22 protein-coding genes and 1 pseudogene are annotated in these 22,689 nt (G+C 42.6%); 9 read left to right on the top strand and 14 right to left on the bottom strand.

From position 1 onward, the window contains the following. Positions 1–176: 176 nt before the first annotated feature. The 3 genes from envZ to AC1EU0_RS17065 all read right to left on the bottom strand — a co-directional run bounded on the left by envZ (position 177) and on the right by AC1EU0_RS17065 (position 2,908). The gene (gene envZ, locus AC1EU0_RS17055) at positions 177–1,490 is read right to left on the bottom strand and encodes a two-component system sensor histidine kinase EnvZ (protein WP_480303768.1); all 1,314 of its coding nucleotides are present in this window, start codon (positions 1,488–1,490) and stop codon (positions 177–179) included. Between the two features lie 5 nt (positions 1,491–1,495). After that, on the bottom strand, positions 1,496–2,215 hold the full coding sequence (gene ompR / locus AC1EU0_RS17060) for an osmolarity response regulator transcription factor OmpR (RefSeq protein WP_480303769.1): 720 nt from the start codon (positions 2,213–2,215) through the stop codon (positions 1,496–1,498). 108 nt (positions 2,216–2,323) lie between these two features. Further along, positions 2,324–2,908, bottom strand: a complete 585-nt coding sequence (locus tag AC1EU0_RS17065) for a uracil-DNA glycosylase family protein (RefSeq protein WP_480303770.1) — start codon at positions 2,906–2,908, stop codon at positions 2,324–2,326. 110 nt (positions 2,909–3,018) lie between these two features. Between AC1EU0_RS17065 and AC1EU0_RS17070 the strand changes: the two genes are divergently transcribed. After that, complete coding sequence (locus AC1EU0_RS17070) at positions 3,019–4,215, top strand: multidrug effflux MFS transporter (protein ID WP_480303771.1); 1,197 nt, start codon at positions 3,019–3,021, stop codon at positions 4,213–4,215. An 11-nt stretch (positions 4,216–4,226) separates the two neighbouring features. On the opposite strand, the gene ntrC is transcribed toward AC1EU0_RS17070, so the two are convergent. The 5 genes from ntrC to AC1EU0_RS17095 all read right to left on the bottom strand — a co-directional run bounded on the left by ntrC (position 4,227) and on the right by AC1EU0_RS17095 (position 9,255). Next, a complete protein-coding gene (gene ntrC, locus AC1EU0_RS17075; RefSeq protein WP_480303772.1) occupies positions 4,227–5,612 on the bottom strand; it encodes a nitrogen regulation protein NR(I) in 1,386 nt (461 codons plus the stop codon). Then, complete coding sequence (gene glnL / locus AC1EU0_RS17080) at positions 5,612–6,661, bottom strand: nitrogen regulation protein NR(II) (protein WP_480303773.1); 1,050 nt, start codon at positions 6,659–6,661, stop codon at positions 5,612–5,614. The genes ntrC and glnL overlap by 1 nt, the downstream gene beginning before the upstream one ends. A gap of 70 nt (positions 6,662–6,731) precedes the next feature. Further along, entirely contained in the window at positions 6,732–7,280 is a 549-nt protein-coding gene (locus tag AC1EU0_RS17085; RefSeq protein ID WP_480303774.1) for a DUF4124 domain-containing protein, read from the bottom strand. A 95-nt stretch (positions 7,281–7,375) separates the two neighbouring features. Continuing rightward, entirely contained in the window at positions 7,376–8,533 is a 1,158-nt protein-coding gene (locus AC1EU0_RS17090; RefSeq protein WP_480303775.1) for an iron-containing alcohol dehydrogenase, read from the bottom strand. Beyond that, positions 8,533–9,255, bottom strand: coding sequence for a hypothetical protein (locus AC1EU0_RS17095; RefSeq protein ID WP_480303776.1), 723 nt, complete (start codon positions 9,253–9,255; stop codon positions 8,533–8,535). Before AC1EU0_RS17095 ends, AC1EU0_RS17090 begins: the two co-directional genes overlap by 1 nt. A 233-nt stretch (positions 9,256–9,488) precedes the next feature. Between AC1EU0_RS17095 and AC1EU0_RS17100 the strand changes: the two genes are divergently transcribed. The 6 genes from AC1EU0_RS17100 (at position 9,489) to AC1EU0_RS17125 (ending at position 15,561) form a co-directional block, all read left to right on the top strand. After that, complete coding sequence (locus AC1EU0_RS17100; protein WP_480303777.1) at positions 9,489–10,115, top strand: energy transducer TonB; 627 nt, start codon at positions 9,489–9,491, stop codon at positions 10,113–10,115. A 349-nt stretch (positions 10,116–10,464) separates the two neighbouring features. Then, positions 10,465–12,681, top strand: coding sequence for a TonB-dependent siderophore receptor (locus AC1EU0_RS17105; protein ID WP_480303778.1), 2,217 nt, complete (start codon positions 10,465–10,467; stop codon positions 12,679–12,681). 70 nt (positions 12,682–12,751) lie between these two features. Further along, a complete protein-coding gene (locus AC1EU0_RS17110) occupies positions 12,752–13,423 on the top strand; it encodes a Fe2+-dependent dioxygenase (protein ID WP_480303779.1) in 672 nt (223 codons plus the stop codon). 22 nt (positions 13,424–13,445) lie between these two features. Then, complete coding sequence (locus AC1EU0_RS17115; protein WP_480303780.1) at positions 13,446–13,736, top strand: hypothetical protein; 291 nt, start codon at positions 13,446–13,448, stop codon at positions 13,734–13,736. Continuing rightward, on the top strand, positions 13,733–15,274 hold the full coding sequence (locus AC1EU0_RS17120) for a PepSY-associated TM helix domain-containing protein (RefSeq protein WP_480303781.1): 1,542 nt from the start codon (positions 13,733–13,735) through the stop codon (positions 15,272–15,274). The genes AC1EU0_RS17115 and AC1EU0_RS17120 overlap by 4 nt, the downstream gene beginning before the upstream one ends. Then, on the top strand, positions 15,268–15,561 hold the full coding sequence (locus AC1EU0_RS17125) for a DUF3325 family protein (RefSeq protein ID WP_480303782.1): 294 nt from the start codon (positions 15,268–15,270) through the stop codon (positions 15,559–15,561). The genes AC1EU0_RS17120 and AC1EU0_RS17125 overlap by 7 nt, the downstream gene beginning before the upstream one ends. A gap of 245 nt (positions 15,562–15,806) precedes the next feature. Here the strand turns inward: AC1EU0_RS17125 and yjeH are convergent, their stop codons facing one another. Beyond that, entirely contained in the window at positions 15,807–17,048 is a 1,242-nt protein-coding gene (yjeH, locus tag AC1EU0_RS17130; protein WP_480303783.1) for an L-methionine/branched-chain amino acid transporter, read from the bottom strand. A 212-nt stretch (positions 17,049–17,260) separates the two neighbouring features. On the opposite strand from yjeH, the pseudogene AC1EU0_RS17135 reads away from it, so the two are divergent. Both AC1EU0_RS17135 and AC1EU0_RS17140 read left to right on the top strand, forming a co-directional pair. Next, positions 17,261–17,575, top strand: a pseudogene (locus AC1EU0_RS17135) (Lrp/AsnC family transcriptional regulator); the annotation flags it as partial. Positions 17,576–17,852: 277 nt separating this feature from the next. Then, complete coding sequence (locus tag AC1EU0_RS17140; RefSeq protein ID WP_480303784.1) at positions 17,853–17,960, top strand: AsnC family transcriptional regulator; 108 nt, start codon at positions 17,853–17,855, stop codon at positions 17,958–17,960. A 374-nt stretch (positions 17,961–18,334) separates the two neighbouring features. Here the strand turns inward: AC1EU0_RS17140 and cspE are convergent, their stop codons facing one another. The 5 genes from cspE to ftsY form a co-directional block, all read right to left on the bottom strand. Further along, a complete protein-coding gene (cspE, locus tag AC1EU0_RS17145) occupies positions 18,335–18,547 on the bottom strand; it encodes a transcription antiterminator/RNA stability regulator CspE (RefSeq protein WP_480303785.1) in 213 nt (70 codons plus the stop codon). A gap of 350 nt (positions 18,548–18,897) precedes the next feature. Next, the gene (gene rpoH / locus AC1EU0_RS17150; RefSeq protein ID WP_480303786.1) at positions 18,898–19,761 is read right to left on the bottom strand and encodes an RNA polymerase sigma factor RpoH; all 864 of its coding nucleotides are present in this window, start codon (positions 19,759–19,761) and stop codon (positions 18,898–18,900) included. Between the two features lie 171 nt (positions 19,762–19,932). Continuing rightward, positions 19,933–20,910 (bottom strand): permease-like cell division protein FtsX, encoded by a 978-nt coding sequence (gene ftsX / locus AC1EU0_RS17155; RefSeq protein WP_480303787.1) that lies wholly within the window; start codon positions 20,908–20,910, stop codon positions 19,933–19,935. After that, positions 20,903–21,568: a cell division ATP-binding protein FtsE gene (gene ftsE, locus AC1EU0_RS17160; protein ID WP_480303788.1), complete on the bottom strand. Its 666-nt coding sequence runs from the start codon at positions 21,566–21,568 to the stop codon at positions 20,903–20,905. The genes ftsX and ftsE overlap by 8 nt, the downstream gene beginning before the upstream one ends. Positions 21,569–21,641: 73 nt before the next feature. Beyond that, a partial coding sequence (gene ftsY / locus AC1EU0_RS17165; RefSeq protein ID WP_480303789.1) for a signal recognition particle-docking protein FtsY occupies positions 21,642–22,689 on the bottom strand: 1,048 nt, incomplete at its 5' end.

Raw genomic sequence — 22,689 nt, forward strand, 5'->3', positions numbered from 1 at the left:
AGAAGATGAGCAATTTTTATAAGCCATCTAAATAAGCCAAATTATTCTTTATAAACAATAGACTAGCCATATTGAGATTGGCACGACTCATTTAAAACATTTAATCTTAAGTAAATCTGAGGCTAATACTTTGAAATGAAAGAAAGGAGTGAAATTAACAACTAGTGACATAGCGATTACTCAATCGGCAGCTTCACGGTGGCTTTCAATCCTCCCTCTGGGCGGTTGGATAACTTGACTCTTCCAAGGTGGCTTTCCACGATTCGTTTGATGATCGCCAAGCCAAGTCCAGAACCAATGCTACCTCTGGCGCTGTCACCTTGAGTAAACGGCTGAAATAACGCATCAACGTTGGCTTCATCAATACCAGGTCCGTCATCTTCTACGGTAAACTCAATAAAACGTTTATGTTGACGACTACTGATTTTTACCCAACCATTACCGTATCGAAATGCATTTTCGACTAAATTGCTGATCACTCGTTTCATCGATACCGCTTTCATTGGTACTTCATGGCATGACTGTAAATCGAGCACAATATGAGCGTTACGATTCGCTTCCGCATCAGCTACTTCCTGAATAAGGGTATTGATTAAATGAGATTGCACTAGCTCTTGTTGATCTTGGCGGATATAAGCAATGAACTGGTTAATAATGGCATCCATATCTTCAATATCGTTAATGATCCCATCTTTAAGATATTGATCTTCTTCTACCATCATTTCACTCGCCAAGCGTATTCGCGTTAATGGCGTTCGTAAGTCATGGGAGATCCCTGCCATCAACAATGCTCGATCTTGCTCTAACTGCTTCATACTGCCAGACATGCGATTAAAGGCTTTGGTCACCTCAATGATTTCTGTAGAGCCATTTAGGGGTAACGACTCTGGAAAGTCGCCACGAGAAACCGAAGTCGCGGCTTTTTGTAAGCGTCTTAAAGGCCGGTTTTGTTTACGTGCAAAAGCCCAGCCGCCAATGACGCTTAACGCACCTATCACTAATAAATATAAGGTTAATGGCGACAGTTCATCTTCATTGATGCCGCTGTTTAAAGTGACTTTGATCCAGATTTCAGGCGCTTGTGGTGGGCGGATCCAAATTTGTAGATATTGAGCTTGGCGCACTCTAACTTCGGTTTTTCCACCGAGGTATTCCGACATTTGTCGAGACCAAAATCCATAATAAGTGGCATCATCGACACCGGCATTGCGAGCTTGTTGTTGGCTATAGGCTCGCATGCCATCATTTCGAACTTTTGCATTTAACGCATCAACTAACGTCAGGTGCTGACGATTAATATCGACTTCATCAATGAACAGTAACTTTACTTGGCGGGCAATAAGCTCATTTATTTGTTCATAACTGGGTTTAATAAAGTAAACGGCTACTGTCCAATAGGACACTAGCTGATTAATCAATAATAAACTTCCAATCAATAATACGGTTTGACTAAAAGCACTGCGAGGCAAGAAACGACGCCAGAACTTCAAATCAGTTAGCCCTTTCCATCAGGAACAAACACATAACCAATACCCCATACCGTTTGGATATATCTTGGGTTGGTGGCATCATCTTCAATCAAGCGTCGTAGGCGAGAAACTTGTACATCAATAGAGCGCTCTAGTGCTGAATAATCTCGACCGCGAGCAAGATTCATTAACTTGTCACGTGACAATGGTTCTCTAGGATGAGTCGAAAGCACTTTGAGTACCGCAAATTCACCACTGGTTAGGTTGATGGCGTTATCGCCCTCGTACATAACCCGAGTTGCCAAATCTAAGGTGAATTTACCAAAGCTGATGGTTTTCTCTTGCTGGGAAGGCGCGCCCGGGACTTCTTGAACACGACGACGCATAACGGCATTAATGCGAGCCAATAGCTCTCTAGGATTGAACGGCTTAGGCATATAATCATCGGCGCCAAGCTCAAGACCGATAATACGGTCGACTTCATCGCCTTTAGCGGTCAGCATCACAATGGGAATATTATTGTCTTGTTGACGCAGTCGACGGCAGATAGACAACCCATCTTCTCCGGGCAACATTAAATCCAATACCATCAAATGGAAATTTTCCCGTTGCAGTAAACGATCCATTTGTTCAGCATCAGCGGCCGTTCGAACATAAAAACCTTGCTCAACTAAATAACGTTCTAACAGTGAACGTAATCGTACATCATCATCTACGACGAGTATTTTTGACGTTTCTTGTCCCATGGCCTGTCCTTATCCCAGTGCGGTATTATTATCGCCCTAATATACCTTGTGAAATGTTCAAAAAGCTAGAATTTACTGAATTTGTGACGTTTTCAATTGTAAAAAATTCTAATTGATTAATTCAGTCACTCGCTGCCGAAGATAAGGGAGTACTTCCTGCTCAAACCAAGGATGTTTTTGCAACCAACGGTTATTGCGTGGACTTGGGTGCGGCAATGGCAAGTACTCAGGAATCGCATCACGCCATGCGTGTACCTGCTCGGTGACCGTTTGTTTAGAGGCTAAGTGATACTGTAGGGCATACTGCCCAATTACAAGCGTCAGTTCTATGTTGGGCAGCAAAGCCAATAGGGATTCACGCCATTTATCTGCGCATTCTGGCCTAGGAGGTAAATCGCCAGATTTGCCTTTTCCCGGATAACAAAACCCCATTGGCACAATTGCGAATAAATTGGGATCATAAAATTGCTCACGACTCACACCAAGCCAACGTCTTAATCGGTCGCCACTGGGATCATTAAATGGAATACCAGTTTGCTGTACTTTCATTCCCGGTGCTTGACCAGCAATTAATATTTTTGCGTTGGTACTCACTTGTAAAACAGGCTTAGGCTCAAAAGGCAGCTGCTCCGCACACACTTGACAGTGGCTAATTTGTTCAAGTAATCGGGTTAACTGTGCTTCTGTTTTCATAAAGCCCCTACTTTTTATATGATTTTTGGCTTTTTTTATTTATTCATCAACGCTTTTCCAGTAGGATCTGCGCCCCTGCTCACACTCTCCATTCAAGGTAAAAAGGCCGTATGTCAAAAGTTTCCTTACCTATTCTGATGTTATTGGTGGTTTTTAGCCCTTTAGCTATTGATATCTACTTGCCATCTATGCCCACTATGGCCGCTGAGTTTTCTGTTTCTGACAGCCAAATCCAGTCTACCTTAATTATTTTCCTTTTTGCTATGGGGCTTGGGCAATTACTGATTGGGCCATTAGTGGATAAGTTTGGTCGTCGTCCTGTTGCTTTGGTAGGGGCTTGTGTCTATGGTTTAAGCAGTGTGTTAGCCGCGCTAGCCACTCACTTTGATGTGCTCTTGCTATCAAGGTTACTTCAAGGCTTAGCAGCGTGTGCCACTAGTATTGTCGCTTTTACAGTCGTGCGTGACTGCTTTGATACCAAGCAAATGGCAAAAATATACAGCTATTTGAACGGAGCAATATGTGTCATTCCTGCCTTAGCCCCCAGTTTGGGTGGCTTACTAGCACTACAATTTGGTTGGCGTTCAACGTTTGTGTTTATGACCATATTTGCTGTAGTCATGTTGGTGGTGTTGAGCTTAAGACTTAACGAAACCAAACCTGAGCATACCATTATCGATGGTCGCCTCTACCGCTGGGAGCGCTACTTACCCATTTTATCTGAGCCTAGGTTCATGTTTTATGCCCTTTGCTGTATGAGTTGTATGGCCGCTATTTTGTGTTATGTGGCCTATTCACCTATATGGCTAATTGGTAAACTCGGGGTGTCAGAGCTTAAATTCAGTGCGCTCTTTGGCTTTAATGCGTTGATCAATATTATTGCTTGCTTTACCGCACCTAAAATTATGCAACGGTTAGGCAATCGTTCAACCGTGGTTCTTGCTTTAGGGCTTTTAGTTGCGACTGCGATAGCGATATTTTTATTGCACCATACCTCTCTAGCCAAAATCGTTACTCCAGATCTTGCCTTTATGTTACCCATGCTTGGCCTGTGTATTGGCTTTGCATTTTTGCTAGGTCCAGCGACGTCGATGGCTTTATCTTGCTTTGGCAGCCGAGCAGGCACCGCCACTGCACTGTTGGGCTGCATTCAAATGAGTGGTGCTGCGATTATTGCGGGCGGTTTACAACATACGTCACTGCAAGCACCTGATGCTGTAGCGTTAATTTGTTTAGTATTACCCGCATTACACTTGCTGATCATGGCAAGGCCAACACTAAAACATTGGCACCATGAGCAATCGTAATCTTATACCAATTACTTTAGCTTTCGAGTAATGGTATTTCGGCCGCAGCCTAGCAACTTAGCTGCGGCTTGTTTATGTCCATGTGTGTGCTCCAATGCCGCTTGAATAAGAATATGTTCAAGGGTTTGCTGTGCCTTTGGCAGTAAGCCATCCTCACCTGCTTGTAGCTGCTGAATTACCCAGTTTTTTAACGGCTGCTGCCAGTTTTCGCTATCACTAGCAATATCAATGGACTTGGCTCTTAGCAAATCTTCAGGTAAGTCAGATTCCAACACTTCTTCGCCGCTGGCCATCACCGTTAACCAACGGCATACATTTTCTAATTGACGCACATTTCCCGGCCAAGATAAAGATTGCAAGCGCGCAATACAGCCCTTGCTGAGAGTCTTTGTTGGCTCATCCATTTCTTTAGCTGCAAGCCTTAAAAAATGCTCTGTTAATTTTGGAATATCTTCAACCCTACTCGACAGCGAAGGTATTGGAATTCGGATCACATTCAACCGGTGAAACAAATCTTCCCGAAATTTACCTTTTGCGACTAAGGTTTCTAAATCTTTATGGGTGGCAGCAATAATACGGACATCGACCTTAACGGCTTGGTGACCACCGACTCGATAAAAAGTGCCTTCCGCTAACACTCTTAGTAATCGAGTTTGTACATCCAAAGGCATATCACCAATTTCATCCAGTAATAACGTTCCACCATTGGCTTGTTCAAAGCGCCCTTGTCTGGCTTGCTGGGCACCTGTAAATGCCCCTTTTTCGTGACCAAAGAGTTCACTTTCGATGAGTTCATGAGGAATGGCGGCCATATTGAGCGCAATAAAAGGACGCTCTTTACGTGGGCTATGTTTATGCAGCGCATGTGCGACTAATTCTTTACCCGTACCTGACTCGCCATTTATCAAAACGCTCACCGATGAGCGAGATAAACGTCCTATAGCCCGAAACACCTCCTGCATCGCAGGAGCCTCACCGATCAATTCAGGCGTATTAATAAGGGACTCTGACGCTCTGGTGCTGGACTTACCTACATGCTTTGCCAGCGCTCGTTCCACTAATGCCAGCATTTCATCAACATCAAACGGCTTAGGCAGGTACTCAAAAGCACCGGCTTGGTATGCGTTCACTGCACTATCTAAATCCGAATGTGCCGTCATAATGATCACAGGTAAATCAGGGTAATGCAGGGACAGTTTTTCTAATAATGCTAAACCATCGGTACCCGGCATTCGAATATCAGTCAAGATAACTTGTGGCTGCTGATACTCAATCGCTTGCCACACGCTATCGGCACTAGCAAAGCTAGTACAGCTTATCTCTGCTGATGTTAACGCTTTTTCCAGTACCCAACGTATGGCACTGTCATCATCTACTACCCAAACTTGTTCTGTCATTATCGTTCTTCAAAAAGGATTGGAATTAAAAACATAAATTCGGTCTTGCCGGGACAAGACTCGAAATCCAGTCGTCCTTTATGCACATGAGCAATTTGCTGGGCAATGGAAAGCCCTAAGCCACTACCTTGATCGCGCCCAGTCACCATGGGATAAAAGAGCGTTTCTTGTAATTCATTCGGCACACCGGGGCCATTATCAATAATGCTCAATTCAATCACTAATTTATGCCGAACTTGCCCGAGGGTGACTTGGTGGCGGGTTCGCGTTTTTACCGTGATTTTCCCTGCTTGCTCACCTAATGCCTCAATGGCATTTTGCAACACATTGAGTAATGCTTGCTGCATCTGCTCAGGCTCCATAGCAAAGTCTGGCAGAGATGGATCGTAATCACGTTCAAATTCAATGTGTGATGGCAAACTCAACTGAGCAAGGTTTAACACGGTTTCACAAACTTGATGGATGTTATAAAGCTGATGTGCAACAGGCCGTTGTGGCCCAAGTAATCTGTCAACTAACTTCCCCATACGATCCGTTTGTTCGATTATCATGTGAGTAAATTCAGTCAGTTCATTACCGTTCAGTTCTCGATGCAGTAGTTGAGCAGCGCCCCGCAATCCACCTAACGGGTTTTTGATTTCATGGGCTAGATTTCTCACCAAAAAACGAGCGGCTTGTTGCTGAGCATCTTGCTGAGATTGTTGATATATTCGCCGCTGCTGATCAACTTTCCGCAATTCTAGGACGCTGATTTTATCACTCGGCATTAATGGTGAAAGCATAATATCAACCGTATGCAGCTCTCCATCAAAGGTTCTAAATTGACTGCGATTAATGGCAAGACTTTGACCTTTACTGACCACTGTTTTCAGCGTTTCCCAGTCAATATCTACGCTCTCAACCACTTGGCTTAATATCATTTGTTGTAGCTTATTGGCTCTGGTGCCCAATAATTGTGATGCCGCCGTATTGATCTGACTTAGCCTGAGCTCATCGTCTACTACCATCACGGCTGTACTTAAATTTTCTAATATCAGCGTCGAATCCATAGCCATTCAGTTCACATGCACCAAGATAGTGCATTCAGTGTGCCTGATGTTATCTTAAGCTGCAATAAGTTTACTGCTGTGATGCTTTTTTACGAATAAGCGGAGAAGAGGGAAAGTTTTTTGAATGACGATGAAGGTAAATGGTGATTTCATCACTGCTGTAAGCCGTATCGCTACCTTGTGGGTTAACCACCACTTTCAGCTTATGCTTACCGCGTTCAAGGCCACCTACTTGAAAACGACCGCTAGTTTGCTCATTGCCATAAGGGTTACCATTTATGAATAGCCGCCAAATTGCTTTTTTACTGACACCTTGAGCAACGGCAGTTACTTCAAATTGACCGTTATTATCTCTTATGGTTTGTTGATCTTGCGGAGAAACAATTGTGACCTGAGCGGCCAGCGTTTCATCTTGTGGTATGGCTTCGTTCTGTATTTTAGGCTTGTTAGAGGGCCAAGACATTTCATTTAACGTAGTGACATTAGGTTTAACCTCCACCGCACCCGGCCGAGCTTTGTCGCTGTAATGGACGTTTCCGTCTTTATCTATCCACTTATAGACCGCTGCCATTGTAGGCCAACACAATAAAAGCAAACACAAAAACAGTCCATTACGCATGTTCATTTCCTTATGGTGTTAAAAACCAATAATCATTACGAGCTTGATAATTTTCTCTCTTTACCATGAACGTCAATGAAAGCAATCAAGTGAGCTTACAACGCACCTTTTAATATGGCACGGCTAGCATCAAGATCAATTTTTTGATGCTCACCTAAGGCTACCATGCCATGGGTTTCTAGCTGGCCAACCAACGCATCTAAATGTGACTCATCCAGCTCATAATCACTTAAGCGAGTACCAATTTCTAGGCTTTCAAAGAAAGCTTGTGTCTTCTCAATCGCGGCGTCGATACGTGCATCTTCATCACCATCGGTAAGATCCCAGACACGCTCAGCATACTGCAGCAGCTTAGCCTTTTTCTCAGCTTTGGTATGACGGAGCAGTGAAGGTAAAACGATAGCCAGAGTACGAGCATGGTCAATATCATGCAGTGCCGTGAGCTCATGACCAATCATATGGGTTGCCCAATCATGAGGCACACCCGCGCCAATAACACCATTTAATGCGCAAGTCGCCGTCCACATTAAATTAGCACGTACGTTATAGTCTTCAGGATTAGCCAGTGCCTTTGGTCCAACTTCGATTAGCGTTTTCAGTAGGCTTTCCGCATAGCGGTCTTGAACCATAGCCCCCACAGGATAAGTCAAATATTGTTCTGTGGTATGCACGAACGCATCCACCACACCATTGGCAATTTGGCGCTTAGGTAAAGTGTAGGTTTTAACCGGATCTAACACTGAAAACTGTGGAAATACATAAGGGCTCATAAACGGCAATTTCGCCTTGAGGGATTTACGGGTTACCACACTGCCAGAATTCATTTCAGAGCCTGTTGCCGGCAGAGTCAATACACTACCAAATGCCATTGCAGACGTCACTTTTGCCCCAAAAGTTTGCAGGATCTCCCATGGTTCGCCATCGTAATGCGCTGCGGCGGCAACAAACTTAGTGCCATCAATAACGCTACCACCACCAACCGCTAACAAGAAATCGACATCGTTCTCCTTGATGAAGGCCACGGCTTTCATCAAAGTTTCATAGGTTGGGTTTGGTTCAATACCATCAAATTCAAATTGCTGTCGCTCGCCTAAGGCTTGCTTAACCTCTTCAAGCGTTCCATTACGACGAGCGCTACTGCCACCTAGAAGAATCAACACTTTTGCATCCTGCGGTACCAAGTCAGTTAACTTGGCAATTTGTCCTTCTCCAAAGCAAATGCGGGTTGGATTATAAAAATCAAAGTTTTGCATTAGTTTTCACCTTCTGAAAGGTTACCGCGATTGAGCATATACAAACGAAATAACGCTATATTAATAAACAAACCAAAAAAAGTGACCACAGTGTCTCCAATCAATTGCACTGGCATACCTACTTGAGATGTGATTTGCGCTAGGGCTCCGCCAATTAAGGATAATGGCATATACAGCATAACGATACCGAGGGTCGGCAATATGATTGGACCACTTAATTTCCAGCTACTTTTTATCGCTTTCATCGGTGTGAGTCGCTCAGACACCACCATGAAGTTTACATAAGTTAAACGGGTACCAATAAACAAGGCTATCGCCAATCCAATCAGTGCACCAAGCTCTTTTAACGCAGCCATTAATACGAAGAATGGTCCCGCAATCGCTAAACCACTGAATACTGCCGCAAGCAACATAGCAGGAATAAAATGCAGCCCATTAAACCAAATCTGACGTGCGTTCGGCTCATGCCCCTGTGAACGTACCTCAAGAAACAAAGTGAGTGAAGAAAACAACCATGAAAATACCAGCATCATTGCCATCACGGCCACCAGCGTCATCGAGCTAAATTCAGGATTATCTTGACTAACGGCTCTGATCTGACCGCCTATCCACATTTGGATAGCGTTCATGATCAGAATGAATGGCACGGTAATAACCGCTAACTGCTTAAAATGATTTTTAAAAAAATTAAAGGCTTCAGTAAATGTGGCTGACAATGACATGAAATTTCAAAGCTCAGTTAATAAATTGTGATTGCTGATAAGGATACCCAAAATCAGCGCTCATTGCACTGTAGCAAAGGTTAACAATTGCGTGATACCACCTACATTTTGATGAAATTTAACTCACTTTTGTTTATGCATATTCCATCGTAAGCCAAATGTAACAAAATGTGTTGCAATTGTTTCAATTGCTGGTAAATCTATAAGAGAGTCTACAACGGAGGGAATACGTTATGAAAAACAAAGGTTTTTTAAGTAAAACGGCACTACTGAGCCTATCCGCTGTTACGGTGACACTTGGCTTATTTTACTTCATGTCAAAGTTAATTGATGATACTCCCACGCCACCAAAACAAGCCCCTTTGCCACCGACAAGCATTGCTGGTGACTTTGACGAGCCAAAACCACTCACTAAACCACCTAAAAAAGAGCTGAAAGATAAACCTGAGCCACCTTTGCCACCAACAATGCCAACCACTCCCGTTGATAACCCAACGGCTACGGTTTTAGTCGGCACTAAAACCCCTGAGTTGCCAACGTTACCCTCAATCCCAAAGGAAAGCATTCCACCATTTTCTCAAGCTGATGGCGACGCAACTCCTGTGGTGCAGGTTCAACCTATGTATCCCGCTGAAGCAGCAAGAAATGGTAAGGAAGGCTGGGTACTGGTGGCATTTAATATCGATAAATTAGGAAAAGTTACTGATGCCAAAGTGCTTGATGCTGATCCTAAACGCACCTTTAATAAAGCCGCCCTTAGAGCGATTGCAAAATGGCGCTATAAGCCCAAAGTCAAAGATGGTGTAGCCATGGTTCAAACTAATCAACAAGTGAAACTAGATTTTAGTTTAGAGCAGTAATATCCCCCTCATGCGAAGTAAAAGCGATTTTGCGAGCGCTTTTACTTCACTCATTACTCATTACTCATTACTCATTACTCATTACTCATTAGAATATCTAAACTCAAAACACGACCTTTAATCAACAAATTCACAACAAAAACTGATAGAACTCACTGTAACTCTCCTAAAACCACAGACCGCATTGTCATAAAGACACCCCAGTAAATATAGTAAGCAGCTGTTTAAAATAAAAAAGATATTTTTTCACAATAGTTATTTACAATACAATGATAGTCATTATCATTCGCACCAACTTCAAATCGTCAACATGACAATCATTAACCCTACTATTCTGAGAATTCGATAAATGAGTAAATGGAAAGCCTCAAAGCTTAACCAAACGGCTATGTTAAACAGTGCCTTAATTTCAACTTTAGCCGTTACAACACCAATGGCATTTGCCGATGATGCACAGTCAAATAAAGCCAAAGAAGACATTGAGCGCGTTGAAGTCCATGGTCGCCGTCCGAATAAGCTGCACCTACAAGACAACACAGCGACAAAAATGAATGTCGATCTTAAAGATGTGGGGCGTTCAATTACCGTTTTAGATGCTGCCGATCTAGATAAGCGCGCCATTGAAGATGTAAAAGAAGCGTTTGGTTATGTAGCAGGTGTTCGCGCCAATGGTCCAGCGGATCGTACTTATACTGCTCGTGGTATCCGCACGAGCATTGATACCGTAATGATTGACGGTATGCGTTCACTTCAAGGAGGTGAAGGCGGAACAGGTTCTCGTTCTCCAAGCACGTTTAACGCAGAGCAAGTCGTATTTTTGCGCGGCCCAGAAGCTTTGCTATATGGTGCTGGTATTGGTGGCGGCATCATCAACATTATCACTAAAAAGCCACAAGAAATTGCTCAAACTAGCATTGCAGTTAAAAATCGCAGCTATGTTTCAAGCGATACCGGCAACTTTAAGCGTAACCGTACCAGCTTGGATTTAGATACAACTGGTGCGATTGATAACGACAACACCTATCTTTATCGCTTATTGGCACAGTACACACCATCGGGTGATCACTTCCAAGAAGGTCGTAAAACCGATGAAAAGCAAGTGGACTTGTCATTCATCTGGAACCTATCACCGAACACCACTTTAATGCCTCGTTTTGAATACGCTAATCGTGAATTAACGGGTGGTAGTAGCTATGCTGACGGCGTATTTACTGAAAACTTTTCAAAAGGCAATTTTGTAAAATATGGCAAACCTATCAACCGTGGTAAGTATTACGGAAGTAAAAACGATAAAGGCGAAAACCTGACGAAAAGCTATGGCTTAAGACTTGATCATGACTTTAACTCCGACTGGAGTGCATTAGCACAATACCGTTACAGCACGACAGAATCTGAAGCGCTTGATTTGTATATTTCTGATAGCAGAGGCTTAGACAATGAAATAGGCAAAGATAAGGTTAACCGTAAATGGGTATTCACCAAAGGCGACGATAGCTATCGATTATTTGATGCCAATATTCAAGGTTTTTCTAACCTAATGGGAATGGAGCACCACATTCTACTTGGCTATAACTTCCGTGATGCCGATGTATTGTTTGAACGTAACTTCCAAAGTTCAGACGATGCAAAGGGTAAAAACTGGATTTCAGCTTCAAACCCTGAGAACCAAATTGTAGGTCCTGTACCAGCATCATTACTTAAAGTGGACTTTGCCCCTAGAGCCCAAAAAGATACTAACGCGTACTTCAAGGACAGAATTAAAGTAACGAGTAAAACAACTATCATTGCAGGTCTAGGTTATGTAGAGCAAAAGCAAAAAGAAACTCGTGGTGATAAAGTATATTCAAAAACATACAGCGACTTCATCTGGGACTTTGGTGTAGTTCAAGCCTTAACCGACGATATCAATCTATTTGCAACCTATAGCCGTGCCTATCAACCTGTTAATGCACGATGGATTGCACAATACGGTCAAGGAAAAACCGATTATTTAGCTGTTGAAGGTTACAATTATGAATTAGGTATGAAAGCCGACTTGCTTAATGGTGATCTAGCAACCTCACTGACTTTATATCGAATGGATCGTGAAAACAGCACTAAGTTCGTTCGTGGTGAAAATGGTTACAAACTTGAGCAGTTAAACGGAAAGAGTTTTGAGTCAAAAGGTGCTGACCTTGAGGTGATTTATCACTTTAACGATCACTTTAACACCAACTTTAACTACGCCTTTAACCGAGCTTATGACACCATTGGTGATAACAAAGGCAAGCAAGCCAATAATGCACCTAAACATTCTGCCTCAATTTGGAATAATTTCAAATTAGATGAAGAGCTTTCCTTTGGCATGGGCTTACAATACAACTCTAAGCGCTTTGACGGAAAATATATTTTACCTAGCTATGTAGAAATGACCCTAGGTGCATTCTACAAAATGTCGAACTGGGATTTCTCAATGACATTAACCAATGCACTGGATAAAAACCGTGCCGAAGGTGGAGCTAACTGGGTAACGGTTCAGCCAAATGCACCGCGTGCACTGAATATGAAAGTGAAGTACACCTTCTAAGCTATAAACAAATCAAATTTCAAGCCGTCGTTTAGACGGCTTTTCAGGTTTCAGTAAACGGACAGTTTTTATGATAAGACCCATTAAAAATGTGCTGACAACATCTCAAGTTCAATCCTTGCGTCAGCTTATCGCCCACGGCCAGTTTGAAGATGGCAAAAATACTGCTGGTTGGCACGCACAAGGTGTAAAAACCAATCTTCAATGGCAGGCAAAAGATGACATCGTCGAAGAGTTGAATCACGCCGTCGCCCGTGCATTAACCTCAAACCCTGAATTTACCGCGTTAACCTATCCCAAAAAAATGATGCCGTTTATCGTCAGCAAATCGACAAATCAAGGCGGTTATGGCGATCACATTGACGATGCCATTATGCATAATGAGGAATTGGTGCGTACTGACATTTCTTGTACGATTTTCCTTTCTGATCCTAACGACTATCAGGGCGGTGAATTGACCATGATTTTAGGAGGCGTCGAGATGGCTTATAAACTGGAAGCTGGTGATGCCATCGTTTACCCAAGTACAACCTTACATCGCGTCAATCCTGTTACTTCAGGTGAACGATTAGCGGTACTGACCTGGATTGAGAGCTTAGTTTCAAGCCCAGATAAACGCGAGATATTGCATGATTTAGATACCGCGAGGAAGACAATCATGCAACAAAGTGGTAAAACTGCCGAGTTTGATTTGATCACAAAATCTCATGCTAATTTACTTCGCCGCTGGGCGATCACCTAAGGCTGATTATAGACTCGATGTTATGACATTTTCTCTTCCCGTTTTTATTCGAACCTTAATGGCCATTTTTGGTGGCTATGGAGTTGGCATTTGTGCCAGTTTCGGCATGATCCCTGTGTCATTATGGCTATTCACCAACAATACCCATGATGCGATTTTTATTGGTCTAATGTTTAGCTACCTGTTTGCATTTATGGCTTTTATTTGGTGTTTTTGCTGTAAAAATACAGTTCACTGCATTCGTGATATCGGTATCGCCAGTGTGACACTGATGGGCTTGTATTATCTATTTCCTGTTGAGGTGATGTTGTGAAGGGAAATTTTAGACGAACGATGATTTGGCTGCATACCTACAGTGGCCTCTTACTGAGCTGGTTATTGTTTGCGGTATTTGTGACTGGAACTCTTAGCTACTACGCCGATGAAATCGATGTTTGGATGCAACCTGAAAAGCTTGAGCAAACGGCCCAACAGCAGGTGATCCCGCAAGCTATTGCCGCACTTAATCAAAAAGCCCAAGGTGCTAGTCGTTGGAACATCAATTTAGGCAGTGAGCGTGATCCTAAAGCCGAGATCCGCTGGCAAATGCCGGGACAAGGTCGCCGTGATGGTCAAAAAGAATCCCTTGCTTCAAAAGAAGTTAAGCCAAGAGAAACCGTTGGCGGCAGCTTTTTTGTGCACTTCCACTATACGCTTGAACTAAGAGAATACGGTGGTCGTTATATCACTGGGATTGCTGCCTTTACTATGTTGATCGGTGTCTTTACAGGTATCTTTACTCACAGACGTTTTTTTAAAGATTTCTTTTTACTGCGCTGGCAAAATCTTAAACGCGCCATGATTGACGCTCATGCCATCATAGGTATTGTCACCATTCCGTTTTGTTTTGTGATTTGTTTAAGCGCCATGATGTTTTACTTTTCTCTCTACGTGCCCGCATCAGCCAACTATCACTATGATAAAGGTTATCGCCAATTGTCATCCCAAGTGAGCCCTAAAGGGTTTGATCGTAAAGCATCAGGCGAGCTGGCTCAGCCCGTTAAAGACATCACGCCAATATTAGATCAAGTGAAATCACAGTGGTCAGAGCCAAACAGCATCAGTTGGGTGAGCTATTATCACCCTTATGATCAAAATGGGTACTTGATGTTTTATCGCAATAAGAGTGACTTATCGCGCCAAAGCGAAACCTTAGCCTTTGATGCCAGCTCAGGTGAACTGCTTCATCAAACCCAAGCACCGCGAGCACCAAAACTGATCAGTTATGTCTTTTTAGGCCTTCATGAAGGCAAATTTGCCAGTGATGGTCTTCGTTTCGTGTTGTTTATCTTAGGAGCCTTAAGCTCCGCACTTGTCGCTACTGGCGCGATTTTATGGCTCAATAACCGTATCGAACGCAATGTCAGTCATTCAGGTACTAAGTTAATAGATTGGAGCAATAAAGCCTTACTCGGTGGATTACCCATTGGCATTGCATGTCTGCTATTAGCTAACCGTTTATTACCCGCTGATATTGATGGCCGTAACGAATTAGAGTTAATGAGCTTTTTCGGTGGCTGGGGATCTTGTTTGCTGTTAGCAATGACGTTTAAAGCCCGCCAATATTGGCAACATAATTTACTGCTACTAGCGATATTATTACTCAGTTTACCTCTCATTGATCTCGTTGGCTCTGGGCAATATCTACTCACAGCTATTCAAACAGGAAACCTGACTTTTATTGGTGTTGAAATGGGTATTGTGACCTCAGCGTTATTGGCATTATTGTTAAGACGATACTTATCTCAACGTCACTTAACGTCTGACTCAAAATCAGTCAAAACCGCTGTAAAAAAGGTAGCCACATGTTGATCATTCACTCTCTATCACTGTTGGCTATTTTGTGTTTTTCCTTCAGCCAAAGTAAGCATTTCAATGTGGTCTTCGACCAACGCTTATCGGATAAATCATCGAAGTTAATGCAAATCAGTGGAGTATTAGCATTGATCGTTACTCAATGGTTGCTACCTCAACAAGCTCAAGTTGGAGTCAGCTATGTTTCTTGGCTATGTGGGATCTCGATGTGGATAGTGCTAACCGGAATGTCGTTAAGCTACTTTCATAATAAAAAGAGTAAGGCACGACCTAAAAGAAGGTAGTTAACCTGAGCTCTGTATAAAGAAATCAGTACTGTTTTAATTTTACAAATAAAATAAAAATTCAATCTACAGTGCGGCTAATTTTGTGTAGTTCAAGGCTGAACAGTTCGTAATAGTCAGCCTATTTCGAGCTGTTTTAACGCAGAAATGCGCATAAGTAGCTGTGCTGTAGAGGTTTGCTTATGCAGAGCTCAGGTTAGGTAATTTCCAGCAGTAGAAGTGAACGCCTCTACTGCTGAGATATATTAAATTGAAGCTTGCTTAGCCGCTAAGTATTTCTTTTGTCGCCAAATCAATGGAATACTCACCAATGCAAGTCCCACGGCGTAACTCATACTCGCACCCAAGGCGTAGCCCATCGCCAAACAGAATCCACAGCCAGTAATGATGAGTGGTAGATTTCGCTTACTGAGTAATCTTAACGCCGACAGCATCGCCATCAAATAGATGATCACAAATACACCATTGGTCCATGCAATTAAGCTTTCTAAGTCATGTTCGCTAATAAAGGTCAGGACTAAAATCGTTGCCATAAAACCTAAAATCACAGATAAAGCTCGCTCAGGTACACCATTGTTATTCACCTTAGCTAAGCTGCTCGGGAGTAACCCTTCCTCACTGAAACTGCGAACTAATCGTGCTGCACTGGCATTGTAAACATTCACCGTCGCCAGCCCGCTTAAAATCCCTAATACACCAATAACGATTGCGCCATAGCCACCGAGTAACTTATCAAAAATACCCGCCATCGCTAATGATGAGTCCGTCGGTACTAATAAAATCAAGGTCGTACAAGCCAGATAAATGATACCCACCAGTACCACGCCAATGATCATCGCAGGCAGCATGTCACGCTTTGGATCTTCAAAATCATTAGCCAAATGACTCATGGCTTCGACGCCAAGAAAACTCCAAAAGGCTATCCCCATTGCGGCAAAAATCGGTGAGATAGACAATTCATCCATTGGCTGCCATTGTAGCTTTTCAAAATGAACACCGCTGGCGGTAAATAGTGCGATGACAATCGCTACAACCGTCAACGTAAGTGCAAACTGTACTTTGGCGGATAGTTGTAATCCTTGACGCCCTACTAAAAACAACCCAAGTACCACCAGAAGCTGCAACATCAATTCCGCTGTGCCTTCAACAGGATATATCGATTTCACAAACTCAAAGGTCATTAAGATTGCGGCAGGTGCACCAAAGGGCACCACAAATAAAAAGATCAAACCAATGGTACGCCCTAACGTGCGGCCAAAGGCTTTTTCGACAAAATACGCAGGTCCCGCCGAATGTGGGTAGCGACCTGACAACTTACCAAATATCAAAGTAACCGGAATAATGGTGAGCGTCAGGATAGCCCATGCCCACAAGGCCCCAGCACCTGCTAACTTAACCGTTACCTGCGGTAAAATAAAAACCCCTGTCCCCAACAAAGTGGTGGCCATTAATCCAGCCCCTTGCCAGCGTCCAATCTTTGCATTCATCAATTTTGTTACCTAGCCTCACAATTAAAACTCTGGCAGAGCGGGCTACCAGTCGGTATATTCCAGTAAATTCTAAGGGATGAATTATAGAGATAAGTGAAAAACAATGTGCTGGCATTTCTAACAAATTTTGACTCTTTTTCATTCAAAGTGTCGGAATTTTACTATTTTTCATTCAAAATGTCGGAAATTGGAATAATCGGAGTAATCACGTGGATAAATTCGACCAAGCCATTATTAATGAATTAAGAAAAAATGCCCGTCAGAGCATCTCTTATATTGCTGAGCAGGTAAGTTTATCTCGTAGTGCTGTGACTGAGCGTATTAAGCGTCTTGAGAAAAATGGCACCATTCGTGGTTATCAAGTGTTATTGAGCGAATCACAGAAGCAAGGCGTCTGCGCCTATTTTGAAATTGAGCGCACCTGTGCACGAAGTAATGAAATCATTCCGACTTTTCAAGCCATTCCTGAAATTCAAACCTGCTTTGGGATCAGCGGTAACATGGATTTACTGGTATTTGTTAAACCTAAAAACATCAGTTGGGCACGTTCTCAGGCTTAGATAAAATTACCGACAAACAAAGCTGTCGTTACTCTGTTTGTTGATAACAAGGCGAAACTTGTAGCAAGTAGTTGTGCTACTTGCAAAAGGTTCAACGCCGTTAGGGGCAATTTTAGCAAGCTTGTGAGCGTGAAGCGATTCACTTAATGGGTGAACCAACAAAAAAGAAATGTCTTTATTATTTATCAGGTTAATATCTAGCTTAGCGTTCAACTGATGTTTTTAGGTTAAATCTGTCTCCATGCAACGTCTGCATGAAATTCGTGAATTTATTGATGCCCAAGACACCATAAAGTCGATTAAGACTCATGTGGTGATGAGTGAGTGGATTAATAATTTGGGGCAATGAATGAATTAAAGACATACATATAATACCCGTTGTAATTATATTGATGCCTATTTTTTAATTATTTTCTATGTTCTGAGTTTTTCTTTTTTTGTTGATAAAACCAAAATCTTTTCGGGCCAGCTGTTCTAGGCATTTTTATCCTTAAATTTAAATGTTGTTATAACAGGAATTAACTCATAACACGGTTAATTTGTTGTTTTAAGATCGACAATGAGCGTTATGAATGGTGTTTTACCGCTATTAAATACTCTAACTGTATTAAAAAATGCAGTAATTGGAGAGAAAATAACTTGATAGGTGTTTGAGTAGATGGGTATGAAAGTGGTAAAGGTTTCAATAAAATCGGCAGTAATTGCTTACTGCCGAAATGCAACTTACATTGCTATAACATTTGCAGCTTGAGGACCTTTTTGGCCTTGCTCAATGTCGAAAGATACTTCTTGACCTTCAGCTAGAGTTTTAAACCCTTCAGAAGCAATTGAACGGAAGTGAACAAAAACATCAGCACCGCCATTGCTTTGAGAAATGAAGCCGAAACCTTTTTCTTCGTTAAACCACTTTACTGTACCAGTTGTTTTATTAGACATGATGTGTCCCTTATATAAATAATTAATGATTGTTGCTAGATGCTTGAATTATTGAGAGTGACAATAAAGATAAGGTAAACACAGAGGACGACGACAATTACGAAGAAACTCTTAGGGTATTACGATGTACTTGATGTTTCATTAATAACTCTGAACAACAGAGCGAGGCGAATAGTACACTAATTAAACTCAGTGTAAAGATATATTTTAATCTTAATTGCTATATGCCTTTTTCTTTCAAGACTATTTTTTCTCTAAAACCTCATAAATTCAAGCACCTTTCTGCTTTTCACTGTTTACAAAAAAGCACCGGCCTAGGCGGTGCTTATTCATCAAATCGAGATCAGTACTTACGCTGCCATACAAGCCTTCAGCTTTTTCATAGCGCTTTTTTCAAGCTGACGAATACGCTCAGCAGAAACATTATATTGTGCTGCTAAGTCATGTAAGGTTGATTTGTCTTCATTCAACCAACGAGCTTGTAAGATGTGTTGACTACGCTCATCAAGGGTTTTAATGGCTGACAGTAGTCGCGCTTGCGCTTGTGATTCCCAATTGTCTTTCTCAATGGTTTGAGCGAGATCTGAGCTGTGATCTTCTAGATACTGCACAGGTGCAAAATCAGTAGAGTCATCATCATTATCAGAGGCTAAATCAAACGCCGGATCTTGCGCCGCCATACGAGATTCCATCTCAAGTACATCTTTTCTTGAAACCCCAAGATTGTCTGCCACCATGGACACTTCATCGTCACTGAACCAACCTAAACGCTTTTTCGCTTTACGCAGATTAAAAAACAGTTTGCGCTGTGCTTTAGTTGTCGCCACTTTCACAATACGCCAGTTTTTCAGTACGAATTCATGAATTTCAGCCTTGATCCAATGCACTGCAAAAGATACGAGACGAACACCAACGGTTGGATCAAAACGCTTAACCGCTTTCATCAAACCAATGTTGCCCTCTTGAATTAAATCCGCTTGTGGTAAACCATAACCAGAATAGCCTTTCGCTACATGTACCACAAAGCGTAGGTGAGACATAATAAGCTTTTTAGCCGCTTGTAAATCACCCGTTTCATGCAAACGTTTGGCAAGCTCATATTCCGTCTGCGCATCCAGCATCGAAATGCCATTTACTGACTGAACATAAGATTCTAGGCTACTACTCCCTCTGGGAACTGCCATCAATGCCATCGAATGTTGTTTTTGGGTCATTTAAGTAAGCTCCTAAATGAAATTAAAAAAGGTGAACAATAAAAAACTCGAATTGAACAATATTCATTATTTGACAAAATATGTCAACCTTCAAGTTAAATCTTATTAATTACGATTCATATTGAGACGAACTCTTATATGACTTTTCCATGTAAAGAAAGTTCACTCAACTTATCGCGGTTCAATGGCTTTTAAATGTTGACGAACCGACAAGTACGCTCCTAACCACCCTAAAAAAGCCGCAAATAACATCAATAGACCACACTCGCTTAGCGATAACATGGAGAGCGATATTGGCGAATCATAAAGTTGCAATAAACCGACTAGCGCCCCATCAAGATACCACACCAAACTTTGCACTATGATGACAGCCATTCCACCCGCCACAATTCCCAGCCAAATGCCAGAATATAAGAATGGTCTTTGAATGAAAGCATCAGTCGCCCCCACCAGCTTCATAACCTCAATTTCTCGTTGTCGATTCATAATCGACAAGCGTATGGTATTACCAATCACTAACGTCACAGCCAAAATAAGCAGCAAGGCTACGGCAAACACCGCTCGTTGAATAATGGTAACAATGGCTTGCAAGCGTTGTAACCATTCAATATCCAAACGCCCAAAGCTTACTTGTGACTCTTGTTCTAAGCGTTTTAGCAAGGCTTTAGCCTTGGTTGGACTAGAAGCTTGATTGGTTGGCGTTACACTGACAACAGCCGGAAGTGGGTTTTCATCCAAATAAGCTAACGCATCCCCAAACCCCGATAAGGCTTGGAACTCATCCAGTGCTTGTTTACGACTAATGTAATGCACGTCACTGACATCAGGATCGGACTTGATCCGAGTTAATAAGGATTGAATACTGGCATCACTGCGCGGAACATCAATAAATAATGAAATTTGAGCCGCATTATCCCAAGAATTAGTGATCACTGCTGCGTTTTTGACGAGCACTTGCAAAGCCGCAGGCAAACTTAAACTCACGCCGAGCACTATCATGGTCATCAATGAAGATACTGGCGTTCGCCATATTTCACCGATACTGGCTAAGGCTTGCTGAACGTGGCGAATGAAAAACATCACGATTCGCCCCGACAATGGCAGCTTGCTGTGATTAAGGGCATTAAGGGTAGCGGTTGATTTAGTCATGCTCCCCTCCTAACATTCGACCTTGTTTTAATGTCAGAGTGCGATATCTCATTCGAGCAATAAGCCCCAAGTCGTGGGTAGCAATTAATACACTGGTTCCAACATCGTTAAGGATTTCAAAAAGCCTTAGAATGTCCATGGAGAGTTTAGGATCTAAATTACCCGTAGGCTCATCAGCCAGCAATAATGATGGCTTATTAACAATCGCCCGAGCAATTCCCACCCGCTGACGTTCACCACCCGATAACATGATAGGAAGATGTTTTTCTTTACCCATTAGCCCCACCATATCGAGGGCGCCAGCGACACGTTTTTTAATATCCCCCATGGAATAACCTTCGATGATCAAAGGCAGTGCGACATTGTCAAATACGCTTTTATCCATGAGTAAATGATGATCTTGGAAGATCATACCGATATTTCGACGAAAATAAGGGACTTGCTTACGCTTGAGCTTGGCAACGTCATAGTCATTAACGATGACTCGACCTGCACTGGCTCGCTCAATTACGGTGATGAGTTTAAGCAAAGTACTTTTACCTGCACCCGAGTGCCCTGTTAAAAACGCCATTTCTCCAGAACCTAAACTAAAGTCCACCTGAGTTAAGGCTTTTTGACCGCTGGGATAAACTTTGCTTACCTGCTCAAACTCAATCATAGTATTCCGTTATTATCGCTGCCCAATGTGTTAAATGAATTAAACCTAGCTAAAAGCAATAGCATTCATTGGTCTATTGTTGATCAGATGTTTGCTCTTCTTGATTAAACAGCGCATCAATAAAGTCTTTAGCATCAAAAGCACGAAGATCATCTATTTGTTCACCAACACCAATATGACGAATTGGAATTGAGAACTTATCGGCAATCGCAAAGATCACCCCGCCTTTCGCCGTACCATCAAGCTTGGTTAACGTAATGCCTGTAACGCCCACTGCATCTTGGAACAATTGTGCCTGACTGATGGCATTTTGCCCAGTGCTGGCATCTAAGGTCAACATCACTTCATGTGGTGCGTTCACATCTTGCTTTTTCATTACACGCACGACTTTCTTCAACTCTTCCATCAAGTGAGATTTGTTTTGCAAGCGCCCTGCAGTATCGGCAATCAGTACATCAGCGCCGCGCGCTTTCGCCGCTTGCAACGCATCAAACAAGACTGAAGCACTGTCTGCGCCCGTATGCTGGGCGATAACAGGGATTTCGTTACGTTGCCCCCAAACCTGTAACTGCTCAACCGCGGCGGCACGGAAGGTATCACCTGCCGCTAACATCACCGATTTACCTTGGCTTTGGTATTGTTTGGCTAACTTACCAATGGTGGTGGTTTTACCGACACCGTTAACGCCTACCATTAAGATAACAAAGGGTCCATCTTGACCTTCAGGCACTTCTGGTACCAGTGGTACTGATACCGGCTCAATCGTTTGCTGCATTTCATCTCGAAGCAGTTCATATAAAGCTTCGCCATCTTTAAGCTGTTTACGAGAAGCCTGTTGCGTCAAGCTATCAATTAAACGTGTAGTAGTTTCGACGCCAACATCAGCAATCAATAATTGCTCTTCGAGCTCTTCAAACAGCTCATCATCAATCTTTTTGCCTTTAAATAAGCCAATAAAACCGCTACCAATGTTTTCACTGGTACGTTGCAAGCCACGTTTTAGACGCGCAAAAAAACCTTCTTTTTTCGGCTTTTTTTGAGGTTCAGGCTGAGCTTCGGCTGTTGGCTCTGGCTCTGGCTCTGGCTCTGGCTCTGGCTCTGGCTCTGGCTCTGGCTCTGGC

The sequence above is a fragment of the Parashewanella sp. 2210YD4-3 genome (assembly GCF_056591735.1).